Origin of the sequence: Nakamurella leprariae, assembly GCF_016918035.1 — a bacterium.
GTDB classification, from domain to species: Bacteria; Actinomycetota; Actinomycetes; order Mycobacteriales; family Nakamurellaceae; genus Nakamurella; species Nakamurella leprariae.
In genome coordinates, this window is sequence record NZ_JAERWK010000005.1 from 156,969 (window position 1) to 169,192 (window position 12,224).

A 12,224-nucleotide genomic window follows, 5' to 3' on the forward strand; every position below is an offset into this window, starting at 1 on the left:
ATCCCGGCGCCGTGGACAGGTCACGTCGCGCTGACCACACTTCGAACGCCGGACGTCGCCGCGGACGTCCTTCCGTGACACTGTCGGTCGGCGCCGGCCCGCTCCGGTGGCGATCCACTGCATCCACCAGGAAGGCGAGCACATGGTCGAGTCGGACCCCCGGTCCAGTCACCCTCCCGACCGGACCCCCGGATCCGGCACCGCCGGCGAGGTCGGGCTGAAGCCGGGTGCGATCGGATTCCTCGACTCGATGGTCATCGGCCTGGCGGCCACCTCCCCGGCGTACTCGCTCGCCGCGATCATCGGACCGATCACCGCCCTGGTCGGCGTCTTCGCGCCGGGCATCCTGCTCGCCTCGTTCGTCCCGATGCTGCTCATCGCGTCGGCGTTCTACTACCTGAACCGCGTCGACCAGGACTGCGGCACCACCTTCTCCTGGGTCACCCGCGCGATGGGGCCGTGGTTCGGCTGGATCGGCGGCTGGGCCATCTCCATGACGGGCGTGCTGGTCGTCGGCTCGCTGGCCGACGTCGGCGTCCGGTACACCCTGCTCGCCTTCGGCCTGGATTCCATCACCGAGTCGACGTTCTGGATGCGCACGCTGACCGTGCTGCTCATCCTGGTCATGACGGCCATCTGCGTCATCGGCACCGAACTCTCGGCGCGCCTGCAGAACATCCTGATCATCGCCCAGGTCGCCGCGCTGCTGGTCTTCGCCGTGGTGGCCATCTGGCGGGCGATCGACGGCAGCAGCGACCTGTCCCCGATGACACCGGAACTGGACTGGCTCAACCCGTTCGGAGCCGGCGGCGTGGGCCTGACCGCCGGACTCCTGCTCGGCGTCTTCGCCTACTGGGGCTGGGAGTCGGCGGTCAATCTGAACGAGGAGACCTCCGGCGACTCCCGGACCCCCGGCCGGGCCGCGATCGTCTCCACCTTCGTGCTACTGGTCACCTACCTGGCCGTGGGCATCGCCGTCGTCGCCTACGCCGGCATCGACTACCTGACCGAGAACGCCGACGAGGAAGAGGCGATCTTCGCCTCGCTGGCCGACGACGTGATGGGCGGCTGGTCCTGGGTGGTGCTGCTGGCGGTGAGCACGTCGGCCATCGCGTCGACCCAGACCACGATCATCCCGGCGTCCCGGACCGGCCTGTCCATGGCCCGCCGGGCCGCCATGCCGCGGGCGCTCGGCCGCATCCACCCGCGGTTCCGCACCCCGGACGTCTCCACGTGGCTGGTCGCCGGCATCGCGATCGTCTGGTACCTGGTCATCAGCGCCATCAGCGAGAACGCGCTGCTGGACTCGATCACCGCGTTGTCGCTGCTCATCGCCTTCTACTACGCACTCACCGGCATCGCCTGCGCGGTGTACTACCGGCGCGAGCTCACCGCCAGCGTGCGCAACTTCCTGCTCATCGGCGTCGGCCCGGTGGTCGGGGCCCTGCTGCTGCTGTGGCTGCTCGTCGAGTCGATCATCGACATGGCCAACCCGGAGAACTCCTACAGCGAGGAAGCCTGGCTCGGCATGGGGCCGCCGCTGGTCATCGGGATCGGCATCTTCCTGGTCGGCGTGCTGTTCATGGTCTTCTGGCGGGTCACGCACGGCCGGTTCTGGCAGGAACGTCCCAGTGCCGTCGATGACGCGATGGCGATGGCCGCCGGGATCCAGGCCCACGACGGCGGGCGACCGGATGGCCGACCGGATGGCCGACCGGATGGCAAGGTGGGCCGATGAGCGTGGTGCTGGGCTTCGACGAGTCGCCCGGGGCCCGGCGTGCCCTGGACCTGGCCATCGACATCGCGGGGCGTTCCGACGAACTGCTGGTGCTGGTGCGCAGCGTGGCGCCGCCCGGCGGTCTGGGTGAGGAGTTCACCGCCACCGTCGAGGCGCTCACCGATCTGGCCCGCACAGGTCTGCAGCAGGCGGTGGACGTCGCCACCGCCGCGGGGGTGCGCACCGAGATCCGGCTGGTGCCCGACAGACCGGCGCCCGCCCTGCTGACCGTGGCCGACGAGGTCGACGCCCGGCTCATCGTGGTCGGGCTGTGGGGCGAGAGCCCGCTGCGGGGGGCCGTGCTGGGCTCCACGCCGCACAAGCTGCTGCAGCTGTCGGACCGCCCGGTGCTCTGCGTGCCGGCCCCGGCCGACGAGGGCGACTGACCGGTTCCCACGACGGACATGAGCACAGTTCCCGCACAGGTTCTCCCTGAGGTCGGCACACAGGCCGCCCTCAGCATGGGCTCATGACCCCCAGCCTCTCCTCCCCGGGCGCGCTCTCCTCATCGGGCAGCACCGCCTCCCCCGCTCGCGACGACCGGGCGCGGATGAGCGGCCCGGACGGCCGCCCGATCCGGGTGCTGGTCGTGGACGACGAGACCACGCTGTCCGAGCTGGTCTCGCTGGCCTTGCGGTACGAGGGCTGGGAGGTGCGGACGGCCGAGCGGGGCACCGCGGCGGTCTCCATCGCCCGTGAGTTCCGCCCGGACGTCGCCGTCCTCGACATCATGCTGCCGGACATCGACGGCCTGGAGGTGCTGCGCCGACTGCGGGCCGACGCGGAGCGCATCCCGGTGCTGTTCCTGACGGCCAAGGACGACGTGTCCGACCGCATCGCGGGTCTCACCGCCGGTGGCGACGACTACGTGACCAAGCCGTTCTCGATCGAGGAGCTGGTGCTGCGGCTGCGGGCTCTGCTGCGCCGCTCCCACCTGGGGCTGACCGTCGACTCGTCGACGCTGGAGGTCGGCGACCTCACCCTGGACGAGGACTCGCGGGAGGTGCACCGCGGCGGCGATCTCATCCCACTGACCGCGACCGAGTTCGAACTGCTGCGGTTCCTGATGCGCAATCCGCGCCGGGTGCTGTCCAAGGCGCAGATCCTGGACCGGGTGTGGAACTACGACTTCGGCGGTCAGGCCAACATCGTCGAGCTGTACATCTCCTACCTGCGCAAGAAGATCGACGCCGGACGCCCCCCGATGATCCACACCATGAGGGGATTCGGGTATGTCCTCAGACCGGCGGCCTGATCTCGCCGGTGCCACCGGCCGGCCGGCCGGCGACCCACCGGCCGTGCCGGCGACCGACGACGCCCCCACCGGTCCCCTGCGCACCGTGGCCGACAAGGCGACGCCGGCCCCGCAGGGGTCGGCTCGAGCCCGCCGGCCGATGACCCTGCGCACGAAGCTGCTGGCCGGGATCATGGTGCTGGTCGTCGCGGTCTGTGCCGTCATCGCTGTGGTCACCGAACTGGCCATCGGCCGGTACCTGGTGCAGCAGTTGGACGACCAGCTGGTCGCGGCCCAGCAGCGGGTCCAGTTCGGCGTCGGCCAGGAGGGTGCGGGCGACGCCCCGCCCCGGCCCGCCGGCGGCTACGACGAGGACGACTGCTCCGGCTCGGCGTTCCTGACGCTGGGCGGCGCCTCGGACGGCACGCTCGGGGCCAAGATCTGGGGCGGCCAGGTGCGCTCGGCCGGCATCGCCAGCGGCCCGCAGAGCTGCCTGGTGTTGGACGCCTCCCAGGTCGGCGTGCTGATGTCGATCAGCCCGACCACCGGCCCGGTGACGGTCACGGTGCCCGGACAGGGCGACTACCGCGTCGTCGGGTCACCCAGCCGGTACGGCGACGGCATCCTGGTCACCGGCCTGCCGCTGGAGGAGGTCGAGCAGACCCAGCGGACGCTGGCCCTGGTGATGGCCGCGGTGACCGGCATCGCGCTGATCGCCGCCGGTGGCGGTGGCTGGCTGCTCGTGCGGCGCTCGCTGCGTCCGCTCGACCGGGTGGCGCAGACCGCGCGTGAGGTGTCCTCCCTGCCGCTGGACCGCGGCGAGGTCGATCTCGGCGTGCGGGTCCCCGCCCAGGACACCGATCCCCGGACCGAGGTCGGTCAGGTGGGTGCGGCGTTGAACCAGATGCTCGGCCACGTGTCGCAAGCGCTGGAGGCCCGGCACGAGTCCGAGACGCGCGTCCGCCAGTTCGTGGCCGACGCCTCGCACGAGCTGCGCACCCCACTCGCCGCGATCCGCGGCTACGCCGACCTGGCCCGCCGGGACGGTGACGACCAGGAGGCCGTCGACCACGCCCTGCGGCGCGTGCAGTCCGAGTCACGCCGGATGACCAGCCTGGTCGACGACCTGCTGCTGCTCGCCCGGCTCGACTCCGGGCGGCCACTGTCCAGCGACGAGGTGGACCTGACCATGGTCGTGCTCGACGCCGTGTCCGACGCCCGGGTGGCCGGTCCCGAGCACCGGTGGCAGCTGGACCTGCCGGACGAACCGGTCACCGCGGCGGGCGACCAGGCCCGGCTGCACCAGGTGCTGACCAACCTGCTGGCCAACGCCCGGACCCACACGCCGTCCGGCACCACCGTGGTCACCGGGCTGTCCACCGAGGGCAGCGCCGCCGTGCTCACCGTCACCGACGACGGACCCGGCATCGCACCGGACCTGCAGCCCCAGGTGTTCAACCGCTTCGTCCGCGGCGACACGTCGCGTTCCCGCGCCGCCGGCTCCACCGGTCTGGGCCTGTCCATCGTGGCCGCCGTGGTCAGCGCACACGGCGGCCACGTGAGCGTGTCCAGCCGGCCCGGCCGGACGGTGTTCACGGTACGACTGCCGCGGGCCTGACCTGCTCCTGATCACCGCACCGCTGGTGATCACTTCGCACACCGTGGGCGGTGTGCGGCCGGCGGCCGGGTGTGCGGTGCTTCGGCGGTGGTGCGCACGGCGGCCTGACGCGGGGCGACGGTGGGACCGACGGTGCCCGCGGTGAGATGCCCGGTGCCGGCGGGCCAGCGGCCGGAGGCTCCGGAGCCGGGGCGTCGACCACCGCCCTCGTCGACCTGCTCAACGCCACCGACTCCCGGTGGTCGGCCGCCGTCGTCGGCGACCAGGCCGCGGCCGGGTACATCCTGGCCACCGACACCGCCGTGATGGCCATCGGCGGCTGGAGCGGCGGCGATCCGGCCCCGACGCTCGAACAGTTCCAGCAGTTCGTGACCGACGGCGACGTCTCGTACTTCATCGCGGGTGACGGCATGGGCGGCCGAGCCGACGGCGGGATGAGCGGCGGCACCGAGTCCGCCGGCAGCCAGATCTCCGCGTGGGTGCAGGCGATCTTCCCCGCGACCACCGTGGGCGGCGCCACCGTCTACGACCTCACGGTCCCCGTCACCGGCTGAGCGCGGCCAGCATTCGTCTTGACCCTGACGCGACGTCAGGCCGCACTCTCGGTACCGAGCGGGTCGACCGGCCCGCCCGATCGAGATCACGACGACATCAGGAGCAGTGATGGGCTACTCGGTGGGCCAGGTGGCGGAGCTGGCCGGGGTCACCGTCCGCACGCTGCACCACTGGGAGCAGGTCGGGCTGCTGTACCCACGGGCGCGGTCGGCGGCCGGCTACCGGCAGTACGACGACGCGGACCTGGACCGGCTGCGGGACATCCTGTTCCACCGGCAGCTCGGCCTGTCACTGGAGGCGATCCGCGCCGCGCTCGACGCTCCCGCCGGCGATCGGCGCGACCAGCTGCTGCGGCAGCGGGAGCTGCTGGCGGAGCAGGGCGACCGGGTGGCCCGGATGATCGCGGCCCTGGACGAGGAACTGGAGGCGAGTGCCATGGGCATCGAGCTGACGCCCGAGGAGAAGTTCGAGATCTTCGGCCCGGACTACCGGACCGAGTGGGAGACCGAGGCGCAGCAGCGCTGGGGTGACACCGACGCCTGGCGCGAGTCCCGCGACCGGACCGCCCGGTTCAGCAAGCAGGACTGGGAGCGGGTCAAGCGGGACGGCGACGAGCTGAACCGCCGGCTGGCGGCGACCATGGCCGCCGGCCACGCCCCGGACAGCGAGCCGGCCATGGACGCGGCCGAGGAGCACCGGCGCAGCATCGAGACGTTCTCCTCGTGCCCGCCGTCCATGCATCGCTGCCTGGGCGACCTGTATGTCGCGGACGAACGCTTCACCGCGACCTACGAGCAGCTGGCGCCCGGCCTGGCCGCTTGGCTCCGCGACGCCATCCACGCCAACAGCGATCGGGCAGAACGCCAGGCTGATCCCGCCTGATCACCCCGGCCGGGCCGCGTCCCCGGGGTTCTCGACTTGGTGACGGAACGCGTCTCCTCGGACGGCAGAGGCCCGGCCCCCACTCGGGGACCGGGCCTCTGCCGTCCGACGCGGTTCAGCTCACGGCGCGCTGGCGGCGACGGGCGCCTGGTTGAGGATCTGCTCCAGCACGGCCGGGTCCTGCATCTCCATCCAGGCGATGACGTCCTGGTAGGTGGCGCAGTAGGTGTCGGGCTGCGTGCACTTCTCCATCATGAAGTCGAGCGCCGGCGGGTTGAACGAGTCGCCGTTCCAGACGTTGAAGTGGTTGGCGATCAGCACCGGGGCCCGATTGCCGTGGTACGCCTGGTCGTACATGAAATCGTACGTGCCCTTGACGATCTGGCGCAGTTCGGGGGCGGTCTCGGGCTCGTTCTGGGCCTGGTTGAACTTGAACCAGAAGTTGTAGTCCATGGCCATGACCGAGCCCTCGAAGCCGGGCGAGTAGACGGTCGGCATGTAGAACTCCCAGATGCCGTCCTTCTTCTCCGGCCAGGCGATACCGGAGTACGGCGCCGGCATGGACGAGTCGTACGTCATGTCGTGCGCCTTCCAGGCCGGGACCAGCTGGTCCCACTGGCCCTCGAGGCACGGCGTGCGGCCGCCCTTGACCTCGGTGGTCGGCACCTGCAGGTCCGGCACGTCGGTGTAGTTGTTCAGCGTCTTCCAGTCGGACATGAACTGGAAGAACTGGTCCAGCTCGCTGTTCCAGTCGGCGGTGCTCCACTGATCGCCCGACGGCTCGGCCCCCGCGCAGAAGTGACCGTTGTAGTGGGTGCCGATCTCGTGGCCCTCGGAGTAGGCGCGGTTGAGGTTGTTGACCTCGTTGATGATCGACTGCTCGGTGCCGCCGTAGCCGATGGACGCCGCACCGGTCGGGTGCCCGGGGCCGGTGTAGACGCCGGCGTTCTTCCCGCTGTCACCGATCAGGTAGATGCCGGACAGGAAGCCGGTGAACCGGGCGTTGACCTGCTTGGCCGCGTCCATGAAGATCGGCCACTTGATCTCGGAGCCGGCCCCGTCGAACGAGAAGATGATGAATTGCGGCGGCTTCTCGCCGGGCGCCAGCTTCGTCATCGGGACGTTGCTGGCCGGACGGCCGTCGGTCCCGGTGGTCGGCGCCGCGCTCGAGGACTGATCCGAGGACGACGACGGCGTGTCCGACGACGGGGTGTCCGAGGACGAGGTGTCCCCGTCGGGGACGACCACGGTGTTGGTGACGGTCAGATCCCCACCGCTGGCGGTCGAGTCACCGCTGCGGGCCGTGACGATCAGGACGGTGGTCACCGCGACGAGCGCGACGGCCAGTCCGATGATGAGATACCGCGACCGCATGTCATCCCTTCTGTTGGACTGCGACCGGCGCGCCGCTGTCTGCGGACCGCACCCGTGCCGGAGCGGCGCCCCGGACGAGCCGGGACACCCGGTCGGACAGACGCCCACCGGCCGTCCGGGTTGTCTGCGTGGCGCGACGCCGGCGGACCCGACGCGTGGTCCCGGGACGGGAGCGGCGCCGTGTGCAGGCTACGCAGCGACCGGCGGACCACTGGTCGGACGACCGGTGTGTCCGGATCCGTCACCCGTTCGCCGATCTTCTCAGTGTCTGTCGTGCTTGTCACAGGGCACCCGACGATCTCCGTCACAGCGGTCCGCGGCACCCCACCGACCGGGTTGACCTGCAAGAACGATCCGGGACGGACGCCGCGCAGGCACCGCCCGGCCCGCCCCCGGCTGCGGGCCACCGGCTGCACGGCAGTAACCTCTCCCCTGACCGATGCGGCCGGCACACCCGGCCTGGCTGCGTCTGCGACCCACAGCAGAGCAGCTGAGGCTGTTCGGTGTACCGCGAGCGAGAGGCGAACAGTCCGATGTCCGAAGCCCCGAAGTCGTCCGAGGCCACCGCGGCTGCGGACTCCGCCCCGGCCTCGAACGGCCCAGCCGGTCGCATCACCGTCGGCAGCACCGAACTGGACCTGAAGCTCGTCCCCGCCACCGAGGGCTCCTCCGGCCTGGACATCTCCAAGCTGCTGTCGACCACCGGCATGATCACCCTGGACTCCGGGTTCATGAACACCGGGTCCACCACCTCGGCCGTCACCTACATCGACGGCGACGCCGGGATCCTGCGCTACCGCGGGTACCCGATCGAGCAGCTGGCCGAGAAGTCCTCGTTCCTCGAGGTCAGCTACCTGCTCATCCACGGCGAGCTGCCGACCACCACGCAGCTCGAGGAGTTCACCTCGCGGATCAGCCGGCACACCCTGCTGCACGAGGACCTCAAGCGCTTCTTCGACGGCTTCCCGCGCGACGCGCACCCGATGCCGGTGCTGTCCAGCGCGGTGAGCGCCCTGTCGACCTTCTACCAGGACTCGCTCGACCCGTTCAACCAGGACCAGGTCGAGCTGTCCACCGTCCGGCTGCTGGCCAAGCTGCCGACGATCGCCGCCTACGCCTACAAGAAGAGCGTCGGCCAGCCGTATCTCTACCCGGACAACTCGCTGTCGCTGGTGGAGAACTTCCTGCGCATGTCGTTCGGCTTCCCGGCCGAGCCGTACGAGCTGAACCCGACGCTGGTCAAGGCGCTGGACCAGCTGCTGATCCTGCACGCCGACCACGAGCAGAACTGCTCGACCTCGACGGTGCGGCTGGTCGGCTCGTCCAACGCCAACCTGTTCGCGTCGGTCTCCGCCGGCATCAACGCCCTGTTCGGTCCGCTGCACGGCGGCGCCAACCAGGCCGTCCTGGAGATGCTCGAGAAGATCGACCGCGAGGGTCTGGACATCAAGACCTTCGTCTCCCGGGTGAAGAACAAGGAGCCGGGTGTCCGGCTCATGGGCTTCGGGCACCGCGTCTACAAGAACTACGACCCGCGGGCCGCGCTGGTGAAGAAGACCGCCGACCAGGTCCTCACCGACCTCGGCGTGAACGACCGGCTGCTCGACCTGGCCAAGCAGCTCGAGGAGATCGCCCTCTCCGACGACTACTTCATCGAGCGCAAGCTGTACCCGAACGTCGACTTCTACACCGGCCTGATCTACAAGGCGATGGGCTTCCCGACCCGGATGTTCACCGTGCTGTTCGCCATCGGCCGGCTGCCGGGCTGGATCGCCCAGTGGCGCGAGATGATCAACGACCCGACCACCAAGATCGGCCGCCCGCGCCAGGTCTACACCGGGTACACCGAGCGCGACTACGTCGACCCCAGTCAGCGCTGACCTCCCTCCCCACGGGGAACCAGCCGTTCCAGCAGCGCCGTCCGGAGCTCCTCCGGGCGGCGCTGCTGCGTCCGGGCCCGTCGAGCAGGAGGTAGTGCGTCCGTGAGCGATCCCGATCCCGTCCTGCTGTGGTTCCGCCGGGACCTGCGCCTGCACGACAACCCGGCGCTGCAGGCGGCCGCGGCCGACGGCCGTCCGGTGCTCGCCGTCTTCGTCGCCGACGACGCGCTGCTGGAGCCCTCCGGCGCGGCCCGGCGGCACTTCCTGGCCGGCAGCCTGCGAGCGCTGGACGAGAGCCTGGGCGGGTCGCTGTTCATCGCGCACGGCAAGCCGTGGACCGTGCTGCCCAGGCTGGCTGCGGCCGTCGGCGCCACCGAGGTGCACCACGCTGCGGACGCCATGCCCTACGGCCGGCGCCGGGACGAGGGGGTCGAGCAGGCGCTGGCCGGCCATGACGTCACCACCGTCGTCACCGGGTCGCCGTACGCGGTCACCCCCGGGCGGGTGACCAAGAACGACGGCGCGCCCTTCTCGGTCTTCACGCCGTTCTACCGGGCCTGGAAGCACCACGGCTGGCGCGCCCCGGCCGGGCCGCCCGGGACGGTGTCCTGGATCGACCCGGCCGACGCCTCCTCGACGTCGCTGCGCCGGTGGACCGCCGACCTGCTCGACGCCGAGGTCCCGGGCAGTCTCCAGTTGCCCGAGCCCGGTGAGGACGCCGCCCGAGCACACTGGACGGACTTCCTGGACGAGGGGCTGGCCGACTACGACGAGCACCGCAACCGGCCCGATCTGCCCGGGACCAGCCGCATGTCCGCGTACCTGAAGTGGGGTGCCGTCCATCCCCGCACGCTGCTGGCCGATCTGGCCCGCCGGCGCGGTGACGGGGCCGAGCGCTACCGGTCCGAGCTGGCCTGGCGCGAGTTCTACGCCGACGTGGTGCACCGCGCCCCCCGGTCGGCCCGCTGGTCGCTCGACCCGGTGATCGACGGCATGCAGTGGGACAGTGGTGCCGAGGCCGACGCGCACCTGCAGGCCTGGCAGCAGGGCCGGACCGGGTTCCCGTTCGTGGACGCCGGGATGCGGCAACTGCTCGGGGAGGGCTGGATGCACAACCGGGTGCGGATGGTGGTGGCGTCCTTCCTGATCAAGGATCTGCACCTGCCCTGGCAGCCCGGCGCCCGGCACTTCCTGCAGCACCTGGTGGACGGCGACCTGTCGTCCAACAACCACGGCTGGCAGTGGGTGGCCGGGTCCGGCTCGGCGTCCGCCGCCTTCTACCGGGTGTTCAACCCGATCACCCAGGGCGAGAAGTTCGACCCGTCCGGCGACTACGTGCGGCGCTGGGTGCCGGAGCTGCGCGACGTCCCCGGCAAGGCGGTGCATCAGCCGTGGCTGCTGGCCGACGGGATCCCGGCCGGGTACCCGGAGCCGATCGTCGACCACAAGGCCGAACGCGAGGAGGCGCTGCGCCGGTTCGCCGCCCGCCCGTCGGCGGCGTCGGGCTGAGATATTCCCGTCCGACCGGTCGGCAGTATCACCGCCGGCGGCCGACATCCGTCCCGGGACAGCGCGTACCGTTCGGCCCCGTGCCGCCACGCCGCTCGCCGCAGCAAGGGTCCCGTCCATGAGCCGACCGGCTCCCAGGCCCGCCGGGACGGTGCCGACACCGCCCGAGCGCATCAGCGCCGGCTTCGTCGTCCTGATGGGCGCGCTGATCGCCGTCGCGCCCTTCACCATCGACCTGTACCTGGCCGCGTTCCCGCAGATCACCAGCGACCTGCGCACCGAACCGGCGGCCGTCCAGCTGACGCTCACCACGACGCTGGCCGGCCTGGCCGTCGGCCAGCTGATCATCGGGTCGCTGTCGGACGCGTTGGGTCGGCGACGACCGCTCATCGCCGGACTGGTCCTCTACGTGCTGGTCAGCCTGGCCGTCGCGCTGGTGTCTTCGGTGGCGCTGCTGGCCGTGCTGCGGTTCCTCCAGGGGTTCGCCGCCGCAGCCGGCACGGTGCTGGTCATGGCCATGGTCCGCGACCGGTACTCCGGCGTGCGGATGGGCAAGGTCATCGCCCGGATGCAGCTGGTCATGGGTGTGGCGCCGGTGCTGGCGCCGGTCATCGGCGCGCAGGTGCTGCGGTTCGGCGACTGGCGGCTGCTGTTCCTGGGGCTGGCCGCGCTGGGCGTGGCTCTGGTCCTGCTGGCCACCTTCGTGCTCGGTGAGTCGCTGCCGCCGGAACGGCGGCGCTCGGGCGGGCTGCGCCCCGCGCTGCGCAGTTACCGGGAGCTGCTGGGCGACGGCGGGTTCATCGGTCTGGCCCTGCTCAACGGCCTGGCCTTCGGCGCGCTGTTCACCTACGTCTCGTCGTCCAGCTTCGTGTTCCAGGAGGGCTTCGGGCTGTCCACCCAGCAGTTCGCCCTGGTCTTCGCGGCCGGCTCCATCGGGATCATCTCCGGCACCCAGCTCAGCGGCTTCCTGGTCGGCCGGGTCGCGCCGCGGCGCATGATCCAGATCGGCATCAGCGCGGACATCGCCGCCGCCGCCGCACTGCTGGTCGTCGCGCTGGCCGGCGGTGGCCCCGTGGCGGTGGCTGCGATGATGGTGGTCATCCTCTTCCTGACCGGCTGCGTCCTGCCGTCCGTGCCGGTGCTGGCCCTGGACGCCAACGCCCACCGGGCCGGGAGCGCGGCCGCGCTCCTCGGCGCGATCCAGTTCGGCGTCGGGTCCGCCGTGGCCCCGCTCAGCGGCCTGTTCGGCGCGACCACGGCGACCTCCATGGCCCTGGTGCTGCTGATCGCCCTGACCCTGGCCGGCGTCCTGGTGCTGGTGCTCCGCAACCGGATGCAGCTGCGGCCGACGGAACGGACGCTGGACTCCTCGCCCGTCCCGCACTGACCGTCCGC

The 12,224-nt window shown here is 71.3% G+C and carries 10 protein-coding genes; 9 read left to right on the top strand and 1 reads right to left on the bottom strand.

Features of this window, described 5'->3' with window-relative positions:
- Nucleotides 1-250 precede the first annotated feature (250 nt).
- The 6 genes from JL106_RS03610 (at nt 251) to JL106_RS03635 (ending at nt 6,066) form a co-directional block, all read left to right on the top strand.
- Nucleotides 251-1,738 (top strand): APC family permease, encoded by a 1,488-nt coding sequence (locus JL106_RS03610; RefSeq protein ID WP_407940089.1) that lies wholly within the window; start codon nt 251-253, stop codon nt 1,736-1,738.
- On the top strand, nt 1,735-2,163 hold the full coding sequence (locus tag JL106_RS03615; protein ID WP_205259311.1) for a universal stress protein: 429 nt from the start codon (nt 1,735-1,737) through the stop codon (nt 2,161-2,163). The genes JL106_RS03610 and JL106_RS03615 overlap by 4 nt, the downstream gene beginning before the upstream one ends.
- Before the next feature lie 164 nt (nt 2,164-2,327).
- A complete protein-coding gene (locus JL106_RS03620) occupies nt 2,328-3,032 on the top strand; it encodes a response regulator transcription factor (RefSeq protein ID WP_205259413.1) in 705 nt (234 codons plus the stop codon).
- A 139-nt stretch (nt 3,033-3,171) separates the two neighbouring features.
- A complete protein-coding gene (locus JL106_RS03625) occupies nt 3,172-4,629 on the top strand; it encodes a sensor histidine kinase (protein ID WP_205259414.1) in 1,458 nt (485 codons plus the stop codon).
- A 146-nt stretch (nt 4,630-4,775) separates the two neighbouring features.
- Nucleotides 4,776-5,183 (top strand): mannosyltransferase YkcB-related protein, encoded by a 408-nt coding sequence (locus tag JL106_RS03630; RefSeq protein ID WP_205259312.1) that lies wholly within the window; start codon nt 4,776-4,778, stop codon nt 5,181-5,183.
- 109 nt (nt 5,184-5,292) lie between these two features.
- Entirely contained in the window at nt 5,293-6,066 is a 774-nt protein-coding gene (locus tag JL106_RS03635; protein ID WP_205259313.1) for a MerR family transcriptional regulator, read from the top strand.
- 120 nt (nt 6,067-6,186) lie between these two features.
- Here the strand turns inward: JL106_RS03635 and JL106_RS03640 are convergent, their stop codons facing one another.
- Nucleotides 6,187-7,440, bottom strand: coding sequence for a polysaccharide deacetylase family protein (locus JL106_RS03640; RefSeq protein ID WP_205259314.1), 1,254 nt, complete (start codon nt 7,438-7,440; stop codon nt 6,187-6,189).
- A gap of 533 nt (nt 7,441-7,973) precedes the next feature.
- Between JL106_RS03640 and JL106_RS03645 the strand changes: the two genes are divergently transcribed.
- The 3 genes from JL106_RS03645 (at nt 7,974) to JL106_RS03655 (ending at nt 12,216) form a co-directional block, all read left to right on the top strand.
- Entirely contained in the window at nt 7,974-9,320 is a 1,347-nt protein-coding gene (locus JL106_RS03645) for a citrate synthase (protein ID WP_205259315.1), read from the top strand.
- 102 nt (nt 9,321-9,422) lie between these two features.
- A complete protein-coding gene (locus JL106_RS03650) occupies nt 9,423-10,829 on the top strand; it encodes a cryptochrome/photolyase family protein (RefSeq protein ID WP_328841205.1) in 1,407 nt (468 codons plus the stop codon).
- A 118-nt stretch (nt 10,830-10,947) separates the two neighbouring features.
- Complete coding sequence (locus JL106_RS03655; protein WP_205259316.1) at nt 10,948-12,216, top strand: multidrug effflux MFS transporter; 1,269 nt, start codon at nt 10,948-10,950, stop codon at nt 12,214-12,216.
- Nucleotides 12,217-12,224 lie beyond the last annotated feature (8 nt).